The 20,586-nt window shown below is 63.3% G+C and carries 15 protein-coding genes; 14 read left to right on the top strand and 1 reads right to left on the bottom strand.

Annotation, left to right across the window (positions count from 1 at the left end):
* Positions 1–9: 9 nt before the first annotated feature.
* The 9 genes from WOB96_RS06730 to hemE all read left to right on the top strand — a co-directional run bounded on the left by WOB96_RS06730 (position 10) and on the right by hemE (position 13,558).
* Positions 10–2,298, top strand: coding sequence for a type IV pilus secretin PilQ (locus tag WOB96_RS06730; protein WP_341370516.1), 2,289 nt, complete (start codon positions 10–12; stop codon positions 2,296–2,298).
* A 197-nt stretch (positions 2,299–2,495) separates the two neighbouring features.
* Positions 2,496–3,032, top strand: coding sequence for a shikimate kinase (locus tag WOB96_RS06725; protein WP_341370515.1), 537 nt, complete (start codon positions 2,496–2,498; stop codon positions 3,030–3,032).
* 42 nt (positions 3,033–3,074) lie between these two features.
* On the top strand, positions 3,075–4,163 hold the full coding sequence (gene aroB, locus WOB96_RS06720; RefSeq protein ID WP_341370514.1) for a 3-dehydroquinate synthase: 1,089 nt from the start codon (positions 3,075–3,077) through the stop codon (positions 4,161–4,163).
* Positions 4,160–4,972 (top strand): FAD-dependent thymidylate synthase, encoded by an 813-nt coding sequence (gene thyX / locus WOB96_RS06715; protein ID WP_341370513.1) that lies wholly within the window; start codon positions 4,160–4,162, stop codon positions 4,970–4,972. Before aroB ends, thyX begins: the two co-directional genes overlap by 4 nt.
* Positions 4,973–4,984: 12 nt before the next feature.
* Positions 4,985–6,118: a deoxyguanosinetriphosphate triphosphohydrolase gene (locus WOB96_RS06710; protein WP_341370512.1), complete on the top strand. Its 1,134-nt coding sequence runs from the start codon at positions 4,985–4,987 to the stop codon at positions 6,116–6,118.
* A 10-nt stretch (positions 6,119–6,128) separates the two neighbouring features.
* Positions 6,129–6,332, top strand: coding sequence for a hypothetical protein (locus WOB96_RS06705; protein ID WP_341370511.1), 204 nt, complete (start codon positions 6,129–6,131; stop codon positions 6,330–6,332).
* Positions 6,333–6,480: 148 nt separating this feature from the next.
* Positions 6,481–10,926, top strand: coding sequence for a glutamate synthase large subunit (gene gltB, locus WOB96_RS06700; protein WP_341370510.1), 4,446 nt, complete (start codon positions 6,481–6,483; stop codon positions 10,924–10,926).
* Between the two features lie 50 nt (positions 10,927–10,976).
* Entirely contained in the window at positions 10,977–12,371 is a 1,395-nt protein-coding gene (locus tag WOB96_RS06695) for an FAD-dependent oxidoreductase (protein ID WP_423229723.1), read from the top strand.
* 122 nt (positions 12,372–12,493) lie between these two features.
* The gene (hemE, locus tag WOB96_RS06690) at positions 12,494–13,558 is read left to right on the top strand and encodes a uroporphyrinogen decarboxylase (protein ID WP_341370509.1); all 1,065 of its coding nucleotides are present in this window, start codon (positions 12,494–12,496) and stop codon (positions 13,556–13,558) included.
* On the opposite strand, the gene WOB96_RS06685 is transcribed toward hemE, so the two are convergent.
* On the bottom strand, positions 13,555–14,730 hold the full coding sequence (locus WOB96_RS06685) for a dienelactone hydrolase family protein (RefSeq protein WP_341370508.1): 1,176 nt from the start codon (positions 14,728–14,730) through the stop codon (positions 13,555–13,557). The two genes, hemE and WOB96_RS06685, sit on opposite strands and share 4 nt — an antisense overlap.
* Before the next feature lie 329 nt (positions 14,731–15,059).
* Between WOB96_RS06685 and WOB96_RS06680 the strand changes: the two genes are divergently transcribed.
* The 5 genes from WOB96_RS06680 to rodA all read left to right on the top strand — a co-directional run bounded on the left by WOB96_RS06680 (position 15,060) and on the right by rodA (position 20,584).
* Positions 15,060–16,106 carry a rod shape-determining protein gene (locus WOB96_RS06680; protein ID WP_423229722.1) on the top strand — a complete coding sequence of 349 codons (1,047 nt, stop codon included), beginning with the start codon at positions 15,060–15,062 and terminating at the stop codon, positions 16,104–16,106.
* A 97-nt stretch (positions 16,107–16,203) separates the two neighbouring features.
* Positions 16,204–17,064, top strand: coding sequence for a rod shape-determining protein MreC (gene mreC, locus WOB96_RS06675; RefSeq protein ID WP_341370507.1), 861 nt, complete (start codon positions 16,204–16,206; stop codon positions 17,062–17,064).
* Positions 17,061–17,531, top strand: coding sequence for a rod shape-determining protein MreD (gene mreD, locus WOB96_RS06670; RefSeq protein ID WP_341370506.1), 471 nt, complete (start codon positions 17,061–17,063; stop codon positions 17,529–17,531). The genes mreC and mreD overlap by 4 nt, the downstream gene beginning before the upstream one ends.
* Positions 17,532–17,549: 18 nt before the next feature.
* Entirely contained in the window at positions 17,550–19,505 is a 1,956-nt protein-coding gene (gene mrdA, locus WOB96_RS06665; protein ID WP_341370505.1) for a penicillin-binding protein 2, read from the top strand.
* Positions 19,502–20,584 (top strand): rod shape-determining protein RodA, encoded by a 1,083-nt coding sequence (gene rodA, locus WOB96_RS06660; protein WP_341370504.1) that lies wholly within the window; start codon positions 19,502–19,504, stop codon positions 20,582–20,584. Before mrdA ends, rodA begins: the two co-directional genes overlap by 4 nt.
* Positions 20,585–20,586: the final 2 nt, after the last annotated feature.

Here is a 20,586-nt window from a genome sequence, read left to right as displayed (position 1 = left end):
GGTTTAGGAATGAAATCAACCAGACAACATGCCTGCTTCACCCAGTCCCCGCTTCGCCTGGCCCTGACGCTGGCCGGTGTCTTCATGCTGCCTACCGCCACGCTGGCCGAACCCGGAAAAAGCGAGGCGCCTGCCCAGGAAACCGCCGGGCAATCACAGGCCCTGGCCTTCATCGAAGGACTGGCCCAGCAGCCAGGCCCCAAACCGGCGCTGCAGATCATCGCGCCCCAGCGCCCCGACTATGACATCACCGTGCTCGACGAGGGCCGCAGAGTCCAGGTCGACTTCCTCAACACCCGCTTTGGCCCTGGCGTGCAGGCCCTGACGGGGAGCGGCCCGGTGCTGGAAGCCCGCCCGAGCCAGGTGGCCGGCTCGAACACCGCGCGCCTGGAGATCCGGCTCGACCGGGCCATGCCCATCATGGTTGAACCTGCCGCCGGCGGCTATCGCATTGCCTTCTCCGAAGCGGTCAGGTCCGCGCCCGCCCTGGTCGCCAGTGCCGCACCTGCCGCTACAACGCCCGAAGTCCTTACTCCAGAGGTGCAGGACATGACTTTCAGGCGCGGGCCCAAGGAAGGGGGGCGGCTGGAACTGCAACTCGCCTACGGCGCGCCCTCGCCCGACCTGCATCGGGATGGCAATCGCCTGATTCTTGATCTGGCCGGCACGCGCCTGCCCGGTAGGCTGGAGCGGCGACTGGACGTGACCGACTTTGGCACGCCGGTGCGCACCATCGACAGCTATCGGCGTGGCCGCGACACCCGGCTGGTCTTTGACATGCCGAAGAACTTCGAATATGCCGCCTATCAGGTGGGCAACCGGGTCGTGGTCGACGTCAAGCCCAAGGCCGAGATCCGCGCCACGGGTCCTGCCACGCCCGCCGAACCAGGCAAACCATACAACGGCTCGCGTTTCAGCATGGATTTCCAGGCCATCGACGTGCGCAATGCCCTGCAGGTGATCGCCGACTTCACCGGCATCAACATCATCATGGCCGACAACGTCAGCGGCAATCTGACCATGCGCCTGAAGAACGTGCCCTGGGACCAGGCCCTGGACATCATCCTCGAATCCAAGGGGCTGGGCATGAAGCGCCAGGGCAACATCATCTGGGTCGCCCCGCAAAAGGAGCTGGCCGCCCAGGAAGAGGCCCGGCTCAAGGCCGAGCAGGCCAAGGTCCAGCTCGAGCCCACCGTCACCGAGCTGATCCAGATCAACTATGCGCGTGCCGAGGACATCGCGGCCCTGCTCAACGCCACCAATACGCCAAGCACGACCACCACGCGCAGCAATACCAGCCTGGATGGCACGAGCCGTGAAACCGAGGTGACGCGCACCGGCCTGCTGGGTTCCCTGGCGCTCGGAACCCGCATCGGCAACAATCTTCTGTCAGATCGCGGCGCCGTGACCGTGGACAAGCGCACCAACAGCATTCTGGTCAAGGAGACGCCCGGCAATCTCGCCAGCATCAAACGCCTGGTTGCGCGTCTTGATCGCCCGGTCAAGCAGGTGCTGATCGAGAGCCGCATCGTCGTGGCCTCGACTACAGCGGCGCAGTCGCTGGGCGTCAGGTGGGGCGGAAGCTTCAATGAAACCACCGGCTACGATTTCCCCAGCACCATCGACCTGTCCGGTGATTACGCTGGCGGTCAGGTGGGTTCCGGTCAGGGCGTGAAGACGCCATCATCGGTGGTCAACTTCCCGGCCATTGGTGCCGCTGGCTTCAATCCGGCCAGCCTCGGCGTGCGTCTCGGCAACATGGCCGGTACCCGCATCCTTGACCTGCAGTTGTCGGCCATCCAGTCGGAAGGCCTGGGGCGCGTGGTCTCCAGCCCGCGCGTGATCACTGGCGATCAGCAAAAAGCCCTGATCGAACAGGGCAAGGAAATCCCCTATCAGGCGGCGACCAGCAGCGGCGCGACTTCCGTCACCTTCAAGAAGGCCGTGCTGAGCCTTGAGGTAACCCCCCACATCACACCCGATGGCAAGGTGCAGATGGAAGTGCTGGCGACCAAGGACTCCAAGGGTGAAATCGTCCCCGGTGGCGTGGCGATCGACACCCGCAAGGTCAATACCAACGTGCTGGTCAACAATGGCGAAACCATCGTGATCGGCGGCATCTATGAAGAAGAGGAAAACGAAAGCGAAGCCGGCGTTCCGGGACTGCGCAAGATCCCGGTGCTTGGATATCTCTTCAAGGGAAAGGCAAAAACTAAGAACCAGACCGAACTGCTCATCTTCCTGACTCCGAAGATCGTGGAAGGCGTGGAACGTCCAGCGCAACTGAGCGAAAGATAAGCTCGGTCCGGGACCAGGATGGTGCGAGATGGAGCGCGTCATGGCGGTCCTGGACCAGGTCGAGACCAGCCTGGATTGCGAGGCAAATTGCGGGCCGGCTGAGGCTGGCATGTCCGATTGCTTGAACGGGCTGGGCTGGGTTTGCATTTGGTTTATACTGCTGGATATCGAGCCATAATTCCGGTGGTGATGAATCTGTGAAACAAGGTGTCATCCTCATCGGCCCCATGGGGGCCGGCAAGTCCACAGTCGGGCGGCTTCTGGCCGCCCGACTGCATTTGCCTTTTTTGGATTCTGATAGCATCATCGTCGAACGTACCGGCGTCTCCATCCCGACCATCTTCGAGATCGAGGGCGAGGCGGGTTTCCGCCAGCGGGAATCCCGGGTGCTGACTGAGCTGCTGGGTACCGGGCCCATGGTGCTGGCCACCGGAGGCGGGGTGGTGCTGCGACCGCAAAACCGCCAGGTCCTGCGCGAGCTCGGCAGGATCGTTTTCCTGAACGTGAGCGTGGATGAACAGTTGCGTCGGGTGCGCCAGGACCCCAACCGGCCCCTGCTGCAGGTGGAAGATCCCCGCGCAAGGCTGGAAGCGATGCAGGCCGAACGGGGCCCCATATACCGCGAGCTGGCCGACCTGATCCTGAAAACCGACAATCTGCGGGCGGATCAGGTGGTCGGCCAGATTTTCAAATACCTGAAAAAAGCCAGGCCCGCCTGCCCGGAGGCGCGATGAGCATCGCGCCTCCGGGGCGACCGGCTGAAAAATCCAGATGCCATGAGAACCTTGAACCTTGACCTGGGCGCACGCGCCTACCCCATTCATATCGGCAGCGGACTGCTGCGCCGTCCCGATCTGCTCGACCCCGCCCTGGGCAAGGGCCCGGTCGCCATCGTCACCAACACCACGGTGGGGCCGCTCTATCTGCCCGTGCTGCGCGAAACCCTTGCCAGCCTGAGCCGCGAGGCGGTGGTCATCGAGCTGCCGGATGGCGAGGTCTACAAGACCTTGGAGATGGTGGACCGCATCGTCGGTGAGCTGCTGGCGCACAACTGCGATCGCTCGACCACGTTGATTGCACTGGGTGGGGGCGTGATCGGCGACATCACCGGCTTTGCCGCGGCGTCCTACCAGCGCGGCGTGCCCTTCATCCAGGCCCCGACCACCCTGCTGGCCCAGGTGGATTCCTCGGTGGGCGGCAAGACCGGCGTCAATCATCCGCGCGGCAAGAACATGATCGGCGCCTTCTATCAGCCACAGATGGTGCTGATCGATACCGACACCCTCAAGACCCTGCCCAAGCGCGAATTCCGCTCCGGCATCGCCGAGATCATCAAATATGGGGCCATCGTCGATCTCGGTTTCCTGAACTATCTCGATGAGAACATGGAAGCGCTGCTCGCCCTGGATCCCACGACGCTGATGCATGTGATCGAGCAATCCTGCGCCGACAAGGCCTGGGTGGTAGCCAAGGATGAGCGGGAAGGGGGGCTGCGCGCCATCCTCAATTTCGGCCATACCTTTGGGCACGCGATCGAGGCGGCGGCCGGCTATGGTACCTTTCTGCATGGCGAGGCGGTGGCCATCGGCATGGTCATGGCGGCGGATCTCTCGCGGCGTCTGGACTACCTGCGCGAAAGCGAACTCAATTTGCTGTATGGCGTGATCCAGCGCGCCGGCCTGCCTACCTCGGCCCCCCGCCTGCCGGTGGAAAATTATCTGGAGTACATGCGGGTGGACAAGAAAGTGCAGGGTGGGCGGATGCGCTTTGTATTGCTCTCGGCCCTGGGCGAGGCGGTGATCACCAGCGACGTGCCCGAAGCGGCGGTGGTCGAGGCGATCCAGAGTCACATGGAGACTGCATGAGCTTTCAAGCCAACAAGGCCACGGCCGAAATTGCTGAGGAAATCGCGCTGCGCTGCCAACTCAACCCCGCGGGCACCCGGCGCATCGGCAATTTCGGCTTCATCGAGCTGGAGGATGGCTGGGGCGATGAGGCGACCATCGTCAACACCGCCCGCATCAGCTCCACCAACAAACGCCTGCAATCACTGGCGGATTTCTCCGACAAGGACCGTGCGCTTTTGTACCTGCTGCTGAAGGACAATCACGGCACGCCCTTTGAGACCGTGTACTTTCGTTACCGCTTCATCGCACCCATCTTCGTGCTGCGTCAGTGGGTCAAGCATCGGGTCAGTTCCTGGAACGAGTTCTCGATGCGCTACAGAAAGCCGATCAGCGCGGCTTACATCCCGGATACTCAGGCGCGCAGCGTGGATGGTTTCGAGGTGCTGAGCGATGCGGCCGTGGCCGAATACGAAGCCATGATGGCGCAGCTCTTTGACTGGTACGAGCGTCAGTACGAGCAGGCCTGCGAGCGCATCGACACAGCCCGCGCCGCGGGCGAGATTCCGCCCAAGGAGGGTGGGCGTGACCCGTACCGAGGCCGGGCGCGGGAACTGCTGCGCAATGTCACGCCGGTGGCGGCCTATTCGGATGTCTACTGGACCGTGAACTTCAGGAGCCTGATGAATTTCTTTGCCCTGCGGCGCAAGCCCGATGCCCAGTACGAGATGCGCGAATACGCCGATGCCGCCTTTGATCTCTTTGCCGCGCGCCTGCCGCTGCTGGCCGAGACCATGCAACGGGTGCTGAATGAGAAGCAGGCAGGCTAGGCGCGTTTCGCCATGCTAGCGCCCTATGCCGCGGACCCGGGCCGGACCCTGGGCCGGCGCTATCCCGAGGAGCCGCCCACCGGGCGTAGCGAGTTCCAGCGCGACCGCGACCGCGTCATCCACTCCAAGGCCTTTCGCCGCCTGGAATACAAGACCCAGGTCTTTGTCAATCACGAGGGCGATCTGTATCGCACCCGCCTGACCCACTCCATCGAAGTCGGCCAGATCGCCCGCTCGATCGCGCGCCAGATGCAGCTCAACGAGGACCTCGCCGAGGCCATTGCGCTGGCCCATGATCTCGGGCACACGCCCTTTGGCCATGCCGGCCAGGATGCTTTGAATGCCTGCATGCAGCCCTACGGCGGGTTCGAGCACAACTTCCAGTCGCTGCGGGTGGTCGATGAGCTGGAGGAACGCTATGCTGCCTTCCCGGGCCTGAATCTCTGTTTCGAGACGCGCGAGGGGATCCTGAAGCACTGCTCGCCGGCTCGCGCGGCAACGCTGGGCGAGGTCGGGCGGCGCTTCGTGCAAGGGGGGCAGCCCAGCCTGGAGGCCCAGCTCACGAACCTTGCCGACGAGATCGCCTACAACAACCACGATATTGATGATGGCCTGCGCTCGGGCCTGATCACCCTGGCGCAGTTGCAGGAGATCCCGCTGTTCGAGCGGGTATTCACCGAGGTAAGGCGCCGTTATCCCGCAGCCAAGGAGCGGGTCTGCGTCTATGAAACCATTCGCCGGCTCATCAATGACGCCGTCACGGATCTGGTGCAGACCAGCCTGGAGCGGATCAATGAGGCCAGTCCGCAGTGCATCGAGAACGTGTATGCCCAGCCCGAGCCCCTGATTGCCTATTCGCCGGCCCTGCAGTCGGAGAGCCAGATGCTCAAGGCCTTCCTGCGCCGGGCCCTGTATCGCCACCCCGAGGTATATCGCCAGACCGAGAAGGCCAAGCGCCTGGTGCGGGCCCTGTTTGAGGCATTTTTTGGGGATGTGCGGCTGTTGCCCCTGAAGCATCAGCAGCGCCTGCGCACCCTCGGCTCCGACACTGATCCCATGCTGCGGGCCCGCGTGGTGGCGGATTACATCGCCGGCATGACCGATCGCTTTGCCATCGCCGAATCCCGGCGCCTGTTTGATTCCTAGGGAGCCATTAATGATGAGCGGCTTTTTTTCCGGTGTTGGCACAGGGCTCAGTATCCTGCTGCCGTTTTTTCTCGTGTTGATGTTTGTGCTCTGGCTGCTGCTGCCGGTATTGCTGATTCGCCAGAATCGGCTGCTGGCCGAAATCCGCGACCTGCTGGAACTCCGGCAGCGCGACAAGACCATATCGGACAGGTTTGACGATCCCACCTCCTGAGGCTGCCGGCCTTCTGGACCAAGTCCATGAAAATACATTGAATAGCTAATGGTGGGGATTGTATAATACGAGGTTCGACTGCTGCACGGCGGGCTGAGCTTCCGCCGGTGTCACTGAATTTTTAGCCCATGGGCGAGGACCGTTCACCGTGAGCGATTTGAATCACTCTTTATATTCTCCTGACTTTGAAAAGGATTCCTGTGGCTTTGGTCTGATCGCCCAGATGGACAATCAGCCCAATCACGGTATTGTGGCCAGCGCCATTGGCGCCCTTGCCTGCCTGACCCATCGCGGCGCGGTGGCTGCCGACCTCAAGACCGGTGACGGCTGCGGTCTGCTGGCGCAGATGCCGGATGCCTTCATGCGTGCCGTGGCCGGCGAGCAGGGCTGGCGTCTTGCGGAACGCTTCGGCGTGGGCCAGTTCTTCCTGTCGCGCGATGCCGATCGCGCCGCCACCTGCCGCGCCGGCATCACCCAGGAGGCGCAGGCGCTGGGACTGGATTTCGTCGGCTGGCGCGAAGTGCCCACCGATGGCGAGTCCGCCTGTGGCGCCGAGGCGCTCAAGAGTCAGCCGGCCGTGTGGCAGGCCTTCATCAACGCCAGCAGCGCTCAGGATGCCGATGCCTTCGAGCGCCGGCTTTTCGTGCTCAGGAAACGCGCCGAGCGGCTGTGCGCGGATGACGACTACTTCTTCGCGGTGACCTGTTCCTCGCGGGTGATCGGCTACAAGGGTCTGGTCATGCCCGCGCACCTGCCGGACTTCTATCCGGATCTGCGCGACGAGCGCTTTGCCTCGGCCCTGGTCAGCTATCACCAGCGCTTCTCCACCAATACCTGGCCCGAGTGGCGGCTGTGCCAGCCCTTCCGGGTGCTGGCCCACAACGGCGAGCTCAACACCCTGCAGGCCAACCGCTCCTGGACGCGCGCGCGCGAGGCCAATCTCAGCAGCGAGCTCTTCGAGAGCATGGACGACATCCGTCCCATCATCCAGGGCGGCTCGGACTCCTTCAGTCTCGACAACATGCTCGAAACCCTGATCATGGGCGGCGTGGACTTTTTCAAGGCGGTGCGTCTGCTGGTGCCCTCGGCCTGGCAGAACATGGCGCAGATCGACCCCGAGCTGCGCGCCTTCTATGAGTACAACAGCATGCGCATGGAGCCCTGGGATGGCCCGGCCGGCCTGGTGTTCAATGCCGGGGACCTGGCGGCCTGCGTGCTCGATCGCAACGGCCTGCGCCCGGCGCGCTACGTGATCACCAAGGACCGGATCATCAACATCGCGTCCGAGGTGGGCGTGTTCAACTACACCCACCAGGACGTGCTGGTGAAGGGCCGCGTCGGTCCGGGCCAGATGATCGCGGTCAATCTCAAGACCGGCGAACTGCTGGATTCCGGGCAGATCGACACCCAGCTCAAGAGCTCCCAGCCCTATCGCGCCTGGCTCGACGAGTACGTCGTCCACCTGCCCGCCGATCCCGAGCGGGAAGAGCCGGCCAGCTCGCTGGATGCCGATCTCCTGGTTTATGAGAAGGCCTTCGGCGTCAGCATCGAGGAGCGGGATGCCATTTTGCGCGTGCTGGGCGAGGATGGCCAGGAAGCGGTCGGCTCCATGGGCGACGACACCCCGATGGCCGTGCTTTCCACACGGTCCCGGCATCTGGCCGACTATTTCCGCCAGCAGTTCGCGCAGGTGACCAATCCGCCCATCGATCCGCTGCGCGAAGCGATCGTGATGTCGCTGAACACTGCCTTTGGCGCCGAAAGCAATCTCTTTGACGAGCGCGCCGAGTATGCCCGCCGCATCGAGGTGCACTCGCCGGTGCTCTCGGACAGCAAGTTCCGCGAACTGAGCAGCCGGCCGGAGCCCGAGTTCCGCGCCCAGCAGTTCAAGCTCGATTACGCGAGTGATGGCTCGCTGGAAAGCGCCATTCGCGCCCTGGTGAACGATACCGTCGAGGCCGTGCGCAATGGCGCGGTCATCCTGGTGCTCTCGGATCGCGGGATCGCGCGCGACCGACTCTACATCCCGGCGATGATGGCGGTCGGCGCGGTGCATCATGCGCTGATCGACACCGGCTTGCGCACCCGCTGCAACCTGATCATCGAGACCGGATCGGCCCGCGACCCGCACCATTTTGCCGGTCTGATCGGTTATGGCGCGACCGCGGTCTATCCCTATCTTGCCTATGAAATCATTCGCGAGATGGCGGCGAGCCGCAAGTTCAGCCAGCCGGTGACGGCGGACAAGGCCCTGCGGAACTACCGCAAGGGGATCAACAAGGGCCTTTACAAGATCATGTCCAAGATGGGCATCTCCACCATCGCCAGCTATCGCGGCTCGCAGCTTTTCGAGGCCATCGGCCTGGATGCCGCGGTGATCGATCTCTGCTTCAAGGGTACGGTCTCGCGTCTGCGCGGCGCCTCCTTCGAGGACCTCGAATCGGACGTGCGCCTGCTGCTGCGCGATGCCTTCAGCCGGCGCAAGGACCAGAGCGCGGGTGGCCTGCTGAGGTTCGTCTATGGCGGCGAATACCACGCCTACAACCCGGACGTGGTGATGGCGCTGCAGCACGCGGTGCGCACCGGGGACTACAACGCCTATCGCAGCTTCGCGGATCTGGTGAACAATCGCGGCGTGGCGACCCTGCGCGATTTGTTGCAGTTCAAGGCGAGCACACCGATTCCGATCGAGGAGGTCGAGCCGGTGGAAAGCATCACCAAGCGCTTCGATTCCGCGGGCATGAGCCTTGGGGCGCTGTCGCCGGAGGCCCATGAGGCCCTGGCCATCGCCATGAACACCATCGGCGGACGCTCCAATTCCGGCGAGGGTGGCGAAGACCCGGTGCGCTACGGCACCATCAAGACCAGCAAGATCAAGCAGATCGCCTCGGGCCGCTTCGGCGTGACGCCGGAGTACCTGATCAATGCCGAGGAGCTGCAGATCAAGATCGCCCAGGGCGCCAAGCCCGGCGAAGGCGGCCAGCTGCCCGGCCACAAGGTCAACGGCCTGATCGCGCGCCTGCGTTACGCCAAGCCCGGCGTGGCCCTGATCAGCCCGCCGCCGCACCACGACATCTACTCGATCGAGGACCTGGCGCAGCTCATCTTCGATCTCAAGCAGATCAATCCCAAGGCCTATGTCTCGGTGAAGCTGGTGGCGGAGGCCGGCGTGGGCACCATCGCCGCGGGTGTGGCCAAGGCCTATGCCGACCGCATCACCATTGCCGGCTACGACGGCGGCACCGGCGCCAGCCCCTTGAGCAGCGTGAAGTACGCCGGCTCGCCCTGGGAGCTTGGTTTGGCCGAGACCCACGTGACCCTGCGCAGGAACCATCTGCGTCATCGCGTGCGCCTGCAGACTGATGGTGGTCTCAAGACCGGTCTGGATGTGGTCAAGGGCGCCATGCTCGGGGCCGAGAGCTTTGGTTTCGGCACGGCACCGATGATCGCGCTGGGCTGCAAGTATCTGCGTATCTGTCACCTGAACAACTGCGCCACCGGCGTGGCCACCCAGGACGAGAAGCTGCGCAAGGATCATTTTCTGGGCCTGCCGGAAATGGTCATCAACTACTTCCAGTTCGTTGCCCAGGAAGTGCGCGAGATCATGGCGAGCCTTGGGGTGCGCCGTTTCGAGGAGCTGATTGGCATGACGCAGATGCTCGAACCGGTCTCCGGCGAGACGCAGAAGCAGCAGCGTCTGGATATCCGGCCCCTGCTGGCCAATGCCACCATGGGCGCGGACGCCGACGGCAATGTCCATACCCTGGACCGCAATGCGCCCTTCGACAAGGGTGCGCTGGCCGAGAGCATGGTGGAAGACGCCATGCCCGGCATCGAGCAGAAGGTGGCGACCCGCCTGCATTACCGGGTCAACAACACCAACCGCTCGATCGGCACGCGGGTGGCCGGCGAGATCGCCAGGCGCCACGGCAACACCGGCATGCCTGAAGGCACCATCGTGCTGGATCTGGCCGGTACTGCCGGGCAGAGTCTCGGCGCCTTCTGCATCCAGGGCCTGCATCTGCACCTGAGCGGTGACGCCAACGACTACGTCGGCAAGGGCATGAACGGCGGCCAGATCGTCGTGGCGTCCCCGGAAGGGGTGAGCTACAAGAGCCAGGAATCGGTGATCATCGGCAATACCTGCCTCTATGGCGCCACCGGCGGCAAGCTCTATGCCGCGGGCATGGCCGGCGAGCGCTTCGCGGTGCGCAATTCCGGCGCCACGGCCGTGGTGGAGGGCCTGGGCGATCATGGTTGTGAATACATGACCGGCGGCTGCGTGACCGTATTGGGTGAAACCGGCGTCAATTTCGGTGCCGGCATGACCGGCGGGCTGGCCTTTGTCTACGATGAAAATAATCGCTTTTCCGACCGCATCAACCGTGAACTTGTGGAGATGCACAGGGTCCATATCGAGTCCATGGAAGGCTATGCCACCCTGCTGCGTCGCCAGATAGAAGCCCACGTGGTGGCCACCGGCAGCGCACACGCCAAGGATCTGCTGGATCGCTGGGGCGAGGTGGTGCAGGATTTCTGGCTGGTGGCGCCCAAGGCGGCCCGGCTCGAGGTGCTGCTGGAAGAAGCCAGCTGATATTTGCTCGGGAGCGCCTGCCTGCAGGTGATCCCGCAAAAACGAGGTTAATGATGGGTGACTTTGCCTTTGTCCAGACTCCCCGCCAGGACCCGGCCAAAAAGCCGGCTGACGAGCGCGCGCGCGAGTTCACGGAAATCTACGCCAAGTTCGACATGGAGGCCGCCAAGCTTCAGGCTGATCGTTGCCTGAACTGCGGCAATCCCTACTGCGAGTGGAAGTGCCCGGTGCACAACTACATCCCCAACTGGCTGCAACTGATAGTGGAGGATCGGATTCACGAAGCCGCGGATCTGTCCAATCGCACCAATACCCTGCCGGAGATCTGCGGGCGCGTCTGCCCCCAGGATCGGCTCTGCGAAGGGGCCTGTACCCTGAATACCGGCTTCCAGGCGGTCACCATTGGCGCGCTGGAGCGCTTCATCAGCGAAGAGGCCCTGGCGCGCGGCTGGCAGCCGACCCTGCCCGACATCCAGCCGAGCGGCAAGCGCGTGGCCATCATCGGCGCCGGCCCGGCGGGTCTGGGCTGTGCCGACATCCTTAACCGCAACGGCGTCGAGGCCGTAGTCTATGACCGCTACCCGCGCGTCGGTGGCCTGCTGACCTTCGGCATCCCCGAGTTCAAGCTGGAAAAGGATGTCATGCAGCGCCGCGCCGCCCTGCTCGAAGAGATGGGCGTGAAGTTCGTGCTCAATACGGAAGTGGGCCGCGATGTCCTGCTGGAGGATCTGCTCAAGGAATACGATGCCGTATTCATGGGCATGGGCACCTATACCTACAAGCAGGGTGGTTTCCCCGGCGAAAATCTGCCTGGCGTCTATGCCGCGCTGGATTTTCTGGTTGGCAACGTGCGCCACAACCTGGATCTGAGCCAGGAAAACACGCCCTTTGTCAGCATGGCCGGCAAGCGCGTGGTGGTGCTCGGCGGTGGGGATACCGCCATGGACTGCACCCGCACCAGCATCCGCCAGGGCGCCGAAAGCGTGATCTGTGCCTACCGCCGCGACGAGGTCAACATGCCCGGTTCCCGGCGCGAGGTGTCCAATGCCCGCGAGGAAGGCGTGCAGTTCCTGTTCAATCGCCAGCCGGTCGAGATCGTTGGTACGGACCGGGTGGAGGGCGTCAGAATGGTGGAGACCCGTCTGGGCGAGCCGGATGCGCGCGGTCGTTGCCGGCCCGAGGTGGTGCCGGGCTCAGAGGAAATCATCCCTGCCGATGCGGTGATCATCGCCTTTGGTTTTGATCCCTCACCGGCACCCTGGTTTGCCGATTTCGGCATCGAACTCGACGAGCGCGGCCGGGTGAAGACCAACGAGCAGTTCCAGACCAGCAATGCGCGCATCTTCGCCGGTGGCGACATGCACCGGGGCTCGGACCTGGTGGTGACAGCCGTCGATGAGGGCCGCCGGGCGGCCGAGGGTATTCTGGAATACCTAGAAGTCTGAAGGCGTATTTGAAAAGGCCGGGCAACCGGCCTTTTTCATGTCCTGTGGCTTGCGCCGTGGCGAACGTTGTGTCTGCGGGGAAAGCCGGCGATAATCCGGCAAAGCCTTCAGTCGGAATCCCTATGAATACCTTGCAAAACGACACCTTCCTGCGCGCCTGCCTGCGCCAGCCCACGCCGTATACCCCGGTCTGGATGATGCGCCAGGCCGGGCGCTATCTGCCCGAGTATCGCGCCACCCGCGCCAGGGCCGGTTCCTTTCTGGAGCTGTGCATGAACGCAGAACTTGCCACCGAGGTGACGCTCCAGCCTCTGGAGCGTTTCCCCCTGGATGCCGCCATCCTCTTTTCCGACATCCTCACCGTGCCCGGCGCCATGAATCTTGGCCTGCGTTTTGCTGAGGGCGAAGGGCCGGTGTTCGATAATCCGGTTCGTACTGCGGCCGATGTGGACAGGCTCTTTGTGCCGGACCCCGAGGGCGAGCTGAAATACGTCATGGATGCGGTGCGTTCTATTCGCCGTGCGCTCGCGGGCCGGGTACCCTTGATCGGCTTTGCCGGCAGCCCCTGGACGCTTGCGACTTACATGGTCGAGGGCAGCGGCAGCAAGGAGTTTGCACGCATCAAGGGCATGCTCTACGATGCGCCGGAGACCCTGGCCAGGCTCCTGGACATCCTGGCCCGCAGCGTGACCCAGTATCTCAATGCCCAGGTCGCGGCCGGGGCCCAGGCGCTGATGATCTTTGACACCTGGGGCGGGGTGCTCACGCCGCGCGACTACCGCAATTTTTCCCTGAACTACATGGCCCAGATCTTTCAGGGCCTGACCCGTGAGCATGAGGGCCGGCGCGTGCCGGTGATTCTTTTCACCAAGGGCGGCGGGCAGTGGCTGGAGCTGATGGCGGAAACCGGGGCGGACGTGCTGGGGGTGGACTGGACTCTGGACATCGGCACGGCGCGTCAGCGGGTCGGAAGCCGGGTAGCGCTGCAGGGCAACATGGATCCCGCGGTGCTCTATGCCGATCCTGCGCGCATTCGCGCCGAGGTGGACAGCATCCTGGCAAGCTACGGACCGGGTACCGGGCATATCTTCAATCTCGGACACGGAATCCATCAACATGTGAACCCCGAGCGCGCGGCGGCCTTCATCGCTGCCGTGCACGAACTGTCGCCGGCCTACCACCGCTAGGCCGGCGCTTGCTCGCCCAGGAGCGCATGGACCGCCCGGAAGAGCCGCCAGTAGTCGGGAAGGTCCTCGCGCCAGAAGCGCCAGCTCGTCCAGGGCGCCTGGTCGAACTCGACGTGGATGAGGACGCGGTGAATCAGGTAGAGCCGGGCCTGACCGGGCGGGACCGCTCGGGTCAGTGCGATGCTTTCCGGGTAGGGCACCAGATTGTCGTCCATGCCATGCACCAGAATCAGGCGGGCGCGCAGGTCCTGAAGCGGCTTGTCGACCAGGCTCATGCCGGAAAGGGCCGCCTGCAGCGGGATGGGCAGGGCACGCAGCAGGGCCGTGGTCTGATTCGGATCACGGTTGCTCAGCAGGGCATACAGGGCCCGGCCCTCGGGCCCGAGCTGGGTGGCGAGTGGCGCGAGATCGGCGCGCGGGTTCTGGAGCCTGAGCCGCACCATCGACTGCAGGATCTGTTTGTCCACCGGACTGTGCAGATAGGGCAGGCTGCTGTTGACGAACACCCACTGTCCATAAGGGTCTGGCCGCAGATGAAACCACTGACCTTGGTGTTGAAAGTAACCGGTGGTGAAGAAGCGCACGACTGCCCCGATATCGTGATAACCGCCGACGCCCAGGATAAAGCGCACCTGTGTCCGGACATCGGCCTGCAGGGATGCCAGGACCGCAACGCCAACGGCGTAACTGAAGGCGCCCATGCCAGCCCGCCCGGCCGGGGCGAGATTCGGCTGTCTGGCCAGATAGTGGAAGGCATCGGCGGCAATGCGCGCATCCCCCGGCCGGACCATAAGCTGCCGGAAGGCGGGGAAATCCGGTACCAGCACGGCAAAGCCCGCGCGGGCCAGGGCGCCGGCAAAGGCCACCAGGCGCGGTTCGCGCCCGCCCTGCGGCACGATGCCGGGTAACAGCACCATGCCCGCGCGCGGGCGGCCCTGCGCGGGCAGATAAAGATCGCCGGTACGGGTTCGGCCGTTGACCTGAAAGACAAGCGTCTGGCGTGTCGGCGAGGGCGTGCGTAGTTTGAACGGTGAGGATGACGGGCCTGCCGCGATATCGGACAGCACCAGCAGGGTCTGATAACCGCGCTCCAGCGGCTGATGCAGGAGGACGCCCAGCAGCAGGAGCGATGCCGCAATTCCGAAACCCAGATACCAGCGACGCCGGTACATGCCACCTCCTCTTGCGGGAGCTGCTGACCAGCTGCCCGGCGCAGGGCTTGAGAAAGTTTACTGAACTATCATCCGTGCCAAGCGCACGATGTCCAGGGGCGGGAGTTGGCCACCCACTTCGGTCTGGCGGGTGGCAGGCCCGGCCGAGGCCTGAGAAAAATCGTTTGCCGGCAATCGATGCGGCTTTCTTGACAGGCCAGCTTTATGAGCTATCTATGGATGAGACCGCATATATAAGCTGATGCCTGATCTCCCGCGTGTTGAACCCGGATCAGAGCGCTGATAGAGTATGCCAAATTTTTGTCACCCTTCCGGAAATCCTGCTCCTCATGATCTTTAATCGCTTTCTTGGTCTTTTCTCCAGCGATCTCGCCATTGACCTGGGCACCGCCAATACGCTGATCTACGTGCGTGGCAAGGGAATCGTACTTTCTGAACCCTCGGTGGTGGCCATTCGGACCGGCCGGGGAAACAACAATGGCATGCGCATCCAGGCCGTTGGCGAGGATGCCAAAAAGATGCTGGGTCGCACGCCGGCCAACATCACGGCCATCCGGCCCATGAGGGATGGTGTGATTGCCGATTTCCAGGTGACCGAGGCCATGCTGAAGTACTTCATCAAGAAGGTGCATCAGCAACGCTTTCTGCGCCCGAGCCCCCGCATCATCATCTGCGTGCCCTTCGGGGCGACACAGGTGGAGCGGCGGGCGATCCGCGAGTCTGCCCAGAGTGCCGGCGCGCGCGAGGTGCACTTGATCGAGGAGCCCATGGCCGCAGCCATCGGTGCCGGACTGCCGGTTGCCGAGGCCACCGGTTCGATGGTGGTGGACATCGGTGGCGGCACCACCGAGGTGGGCGTCATCGCCCTGGGCGGCGTGGTCTATTCCCAGAGCGTGCGTGTAGGTGGCGACAAACTCGATGAAGCCATCACCAACTATATTCGCCGCCATTACGGCATGCTGATTGGCGAGGCCACGGCCGAGCACATCAAGAAGACCATTGGTTGCGCCTACCCCAGCTCCGAAGTGCTCGAGATCGAGGTACGGGGACGCAATCTGGCCGAAGGCATTCCCAGGAGTTTCCGCATTTCCAGCGCCGAGGTGCTGGAAGCCCTGTCCGATCCGCTCACGGCGGTGTTGGACGCCATCAAGGTGGCCCTGGAGCAGGCCCCACCCGAACTCGGCGCGGACATTGCCGAACGCGGTCTGGTGCTGACCGGCGGTGGCGCGCTGCTGCGGGATATCGACAAGCTCATCGAGGAAGAAACCCGTCTGCCGGTAGTCATCGCGGAAGACCCGCTGACCTGCGTGGCGCGTGGTGGCGGGCGGGCGCTGGAAGAAATGGAGCGTCTCGGCGACGTGTTCACGGACGAATGAGTCCTGGGCTGCTGGCGGGTGACTGGTCAGACCATCGCCCACCAGCAGACCCGCCAGTCTGTTTCACCTCCCTTCAGCGTATTTGGCCCTAGGTCCCATGGCCCAGTTTTCCCTGCTTCGTCCCGCGCCGCTGCTGGCCAGACTGATCTTCTTTCTGGCGCTGGCATTGCTGTTGCTGTTCTTCGATCAGCGCGACCAGAGTTTCAAGCGGGGCTGGTTGCTCGCCGTGGTTTATCCGATCCAGGCCGCTGCGCAGGCACCGGAACAGCTCTGGCTGGATGCCCAGGATGGTTTGCGCAGCAATCGCAGTCTGCACGAGGAGAACCAGCGCATGAAGCAGGCGCTGGAACTGGTGAAGCCGAAGCTTGTGCGCCTGAGGGCCCTGGAACAGGAAAATCGCCGGCTGCAGGACCTGCTGGATGCCGCCCGGCGCATGCCCGGTCGTACCCGCATGGCACGGGTGGTGGGCGCCAGCCATGATGCCTCGACGCACATGCTGACGGTAGACCTTGGCAGTCGCGACGGTGTTTTCGTTGGCCAGGGCGTGATCGCCGCCAGCGGCATCGTCGGCCAGGTGGTGCGCATCGGGCCATTCAGCAGCCAGGTGGCCCTGCTGACCGATGCCGGTCAGAGCCTGCCGGCCCAGGTCTTGCGTACCCGCAAGAATGTGCTCGTCAATGGCAATGGCAATCCGGTTTATCTGAGCATTCCGTTTCTGCCGCACAATGCGGACCTGAGGAAAGGGGACGTCATTCTCTCTTCCGGTTTGGGCGGAGTCTTCCCGAAGGGGCTGCCGATCGGGCAGGTGGTTTCGATCAGGGTGGGGAAGGGCACGGCTTTCTCGGAAGTGAGGGTACGCCCCTGGGTGCAGATGGATCGCCTGGAAGAAGTGTTGCTGGCCTGGGCGCCGCAGCCGGGTGCTCAGGCTGGCAGTGCCGCCGAGGGCCCGGCATCGTGAACTACTTGCTGATTCCCTTGTCTCTGCTGGTGGGAATGATTGCCGACAATCTGGCGTTGCCGCTCGATGTGGCGCAGTTCCGGCCTGACTTCACCTTGCTGATTCTGATCTACTGGGTGCTGATGATGCCGCGCCTGGCGGGAATCGGCACTGCCTGGGTAGTCGGTCTGTTGCAGGACACCCTCAGCGGTGGCTGGCTCGGTCTGCATGCCTTCACCAAGTCCCTGTTGGCTTATTTTACCTTGCGTCTGCACCTGCAGATTCAGATCTTTCCGCCCTGGCAGCAGATGGCGATCATTCTGTTCTACTCCTATCTGGAACATGTATTCGTGTGGCTTGTACGCAGTGCCTGGGTTCCGACTTCCCTGCAGATGTCCGATTTCATCCAGCCGCTGACCACCGCGCTGTTCTGGCCGCTGGTCTTTCTGGCCCTCTCCGCCGTGAAACGCCGCGCGAAACTTGATTGAGGAAAAGTCCTTCGCCAGATGAATCTCCAGAATGAACGGGATCTGCGGCGCTTCAGCGTACGTGTGACGCAAGCCTTCATCGGCCTGCTGATCCTGACGGCGCTGTTGCTGACCCGCCTGAGTTATCTGCAGGTGGTCCAGCACGAGCATTACAGCACGCTCTCGACCCAGAATCGCATTGCCGTGGTGCCCATTCCGCCGACCCGTGGCCTGATCCTGGATCGCAAGGGCCGGATCCTGGCGGAAAACCGGCCCATGTACACGCTGGAGCTGGTGACCGAGCGCGTGCCGGATCTGGATCGCACCCTGCAGGGCCTGCAGCGCCTGCTGCCGATCAGCGCGGATGACGTCAAGAGCTTCCGGCGCAATGTAAAGCGCAAGCGTGCCTTCGAAGGTGTCGTGCTGCGCAGTGATCTGAGCGACGAGGAGGTCGGCACCTTCGCCATTCATCGGCATGAGTTTCCGGGCGTGGCGGTCAATGCCCGCCTGCGGAGAATCTATCCCCATGGCATGCTGGCGTCCCATCTGCTTGGCTATGTCGGCCGCCTCAATGGTCAGGATCTCAAGCGCATCAACCCCGATGAGTATGCCGGCCTGGACTACATCGGCAAGGATGGCGTCGAAAAGGCCTATGAATCCCTGTTGCGAGGGCAGGCAGGCTACAAGCAGGTAGAGATCAACTCCCATGGTCGGGTGATCCGCGATCTCGATGTCGTCCCGGCGGTACCGGGGCAGAACCTGGTGCTGAGCATCGACCTGGATGTCCAGCGTGCCGCCGAGACGGCCATTGGTGAACGCCAGGGTGCCGCCGTCGCCATGGATACCGAGACCGGCGAGCTGCTGGCCCTGGCCAGCATGCCGGGCTACGATCCCAATTGGTTCGTGGATGGCATCAGCAACGGCTTGTGGAACGCCCTGCAGAAGGACCCTTATCATCCGATGACCAACCGCTTCCTGCGCGGCATGTTCCCGCCAGGCTCGACGCTCAAGCCCTTCGTGGCCATGGCGGGCCTGGAAACCGGAGTGGTGACACCGGAAACCCCCATCTACTGTCCCGGTTATTTCCGCCTGCCCGGCAAGAGTCACAAGTATCACTGCTGGAAGCATGGCGGTCATGGCAATGAAGACGCGCGCAGTGCCATCGCGCAATCCTGCGATGTGTATTTCTATACCGTGGCCATGAATCTCGGCATCCAGCGCATGCACGACTCCCTGCAGCAGTTCGGTTTTGGTCAGAAGACCGGCATCGATCTGCTGGGCGAGAAATCCGGTTTGCTGCCCTCGCCGGACTGGAAGCGCAAGCGCTTCAAGCAGATCTGGTACCCCGGAGAGACCGTGATCGCCGGTATCGGCCAAGGCTATATGCTGACCACGCCCCTGCAACTGGCGCGCGCCACGGCCATGGTGGCAAATGGCGGGGTTGCAGTGCAGCCCCGGGTCGGGCGTTTTCTGCAGGACCAGGCCAGTGGCAGGCGGCAATCGCTGCTGGCCCGGCCTGGGCAGGTCCAGCATATGTCCCAGCGTGATCTGCAGGTCGTGCGCGAGGGCATGGAGCTGGTTGTGACGGGTGGCACGGCCACCAACATCAACCGGGGAGCGGTCACGATCGCCGGCAAGACCGGCTCGGCCCAGGTGGCGGGCCTGCGCCGCGACGCCAGCGGGCGCGCCATCAATCACACCGCCGAAGAGCTCAAGGATCACGCGCTTTTCATTGCCTATGCGCCCGTCGAACAGCCGCGAATCGCGGTGTCGGTCATCATCGAGCACGGCGCGCATGGCAATACGGCTGCAGCGCCGGTGGCACGTACCATCGTGGACGCCTACCTGGCGCCGCCAGTGCCGTCTCTTGCGCCAAAAATGCCGCTGACGGCGCAGGCGGCTGGCAACCCAGCGGCTGAACCTGTGCCGCCGGCAGACAATCGAAGGGTGGTCCTGCCATCCACTGGCCCGGCACCCCTTGCAGGAGATGAATGATGCAGGTCCGAGGTTTTTTCCGCAGCCTTGATATTGGATTGATCCTGCTGGTGGTGATGCTGATGATGGTCAGCATGCTCGCGCTCTATAGTGCTTCCGGACAGGATACCGCCATGGTGCTGCGCCAGCTGATGCGCTATGGGCTGGGATTTGCGGTGGTGCTGCTCATTGCCCGCATGCCACCACGCATCCTCTATGCCTGGGCCCCTTACTTGTATTTCCTGGGGCTTGTCCTATTAATACTGGTAGCAGTGGCCGGGGAGATCCGGCTGGGGGCCCGGCGCTGGCTCGATCTCGGTTTCATGAGCTTCCAGCCTTCCGAGATCATGAAGCTGGCCCTGCCAATGTTCCTGGCGCGTTACTATTCCCAGGAATCGGCCCGCAATACCAAGTCGGTGCTGATTGGACTGCTGCTGATGGGCCTGCCCTTCGTACTGGTGCTGAAACAGCCGGATCTGGGCACCGCCAGCCTGATCGCCGCCGCCGGTTTCTTCGTGCTCTGGCTGGCTGGCGTGCCCTTTGTCTGGTTCGCCGGGCTTGGTACCCTGCTGCTGGCCAGTGCCCCGGTGCTGTGGCATTTTTTGCATGAGTACCAGCGCCAGCGTATCCTGACCCTGCTCGATCCCCAGGCAGATCCCCTGGGGTCCGGCTATCACATCATCCAGAGCATGATAGCCATTGGGTCGGGTGGGGTGATGGGCAAGGGTTGGCTCCAGGGTACGCAGGCGCGGCTGGATTTCATCCCGGAAAGCCATACGGACTTCATCTTCGCGGTGTTTGCCGAGGAGTTCGGCCTGGCCGGGGAGATCGTGCTCCTGTCCCTGTACCTACTGGTGATCGGCCGGGGGCTCATCATTGCCTTTGAGAACAAGGATCCCTTTGCCCGCATTCTGTCCGGCGCCCTGAGTCTGACCTTGTTCGTTTATGTTTTCGCCAACATGGGCATGGTATCCGGTATTTTGCCGGTGGTTGGCGTACCCTTGCCGTTCATCAGTTATGGCGGCACCTCGATGATCACCCTGATGGCGACCTTCGGTATCCTGATGTCCGTCCATGCCCATCGCCGCATCAACGCCTGAGA

It is taken from the genome of Thermithiobacillus plumbiphilus (assembly GCF_038070005.1).
GTDB lineage: Bacteria > Pseudomonadota > Gammaproteobacteria > Acidithiobacillales > Thermithiobacillaceae > JBBPCO01.
The sequence above is the reverse complement of the archived record's forward strand: the minus strand, read 5'-3'. Positions and strand labels throughout refer to the sequence as shown.

Bases quoted from the DNA above. Each gene is read 5' to 3' on its own strand.
- WOB96_RS06730 (WP_341370516.1), top strand. From the start codon at position 10: ATGAAATCAACCAGACAACATGCCTGCTTCACCCAGTCCCCGCTTCGC.
- aroB (WP_341370514.1), top strand. From the start codon at position 3,075: ATGAGAACCTTGAACCTTGACCTGGGCGCACGCGCCTACCCCATTCAT.
- thyX (WP_341370513.1), top strand. From the start codon at position 4,160: ATGAGCTTTCAAGCCAACAAGGCCACGGCCGAAATTGCTGAGGAAATC.
- WOB96_RS06710 (WP_341370512.1), top strand. From the start codon at position 4,985: ATGCTAGCGCCCTATGCCGCGGACCCGGGCCGGACCCTGGGCCGGCGC.
- WOB96_RS06705 (WP_341370511.1), top strand. From the start codon at position 6,129: ATGATGAGCGGCTTTTTTTCCGGTGTTGGCACAGGGCTCAGTATCCTG.
- WOB96_RS06695 (WP_423229723.1), top strand. From the start codon at position 10,977: ATGATGGGTGACTTTGCCTTTGTCCAGACTCCCCGCCAGGACCCGGCC.
- hemE (WP_341370509.1), top strand. From the start codon at position 12,494: ATGAATACCTTGCAAAACGACACCTTCCTGCGCGCCTGCCTGCGCCAG.
- WOB96_RS06685 (WP_341370508.1), bottom strand. From the start codon at position 14,730: ATGTACCGGCGTCGCTGGTATCTGGGTTTCGGAATTGCGGCATCGCTC.
- WOB96_RS06680 (WP_423229722.1), top strand. From the start codon at position 15,060: ATGATCTTTAATCGCTTTCTTGGTCTTTTCTCCAGCGATCTCGCCATT.
- mreC (WP_341370507.1), top strand. From the start codon at position 16,204: ATGGCCCAGTTTTCCCTGCTTCGTCCCGCGCCGCTGCTGGCCAGACTG.
- mrdA (WP_341370505.1), top strand. From the start codon at position 17,550: ATGAATCTCCAGAATGAACGGGATCTGCGGCGCTTCAGCGTACGTGTG.
- rodA (WP_341370504.1), top strand. From the start codon at position 19,502: ATGATGCAGGTCCGAGGTTTTTTCCGCAGCCTTGATATTGGATTGATC.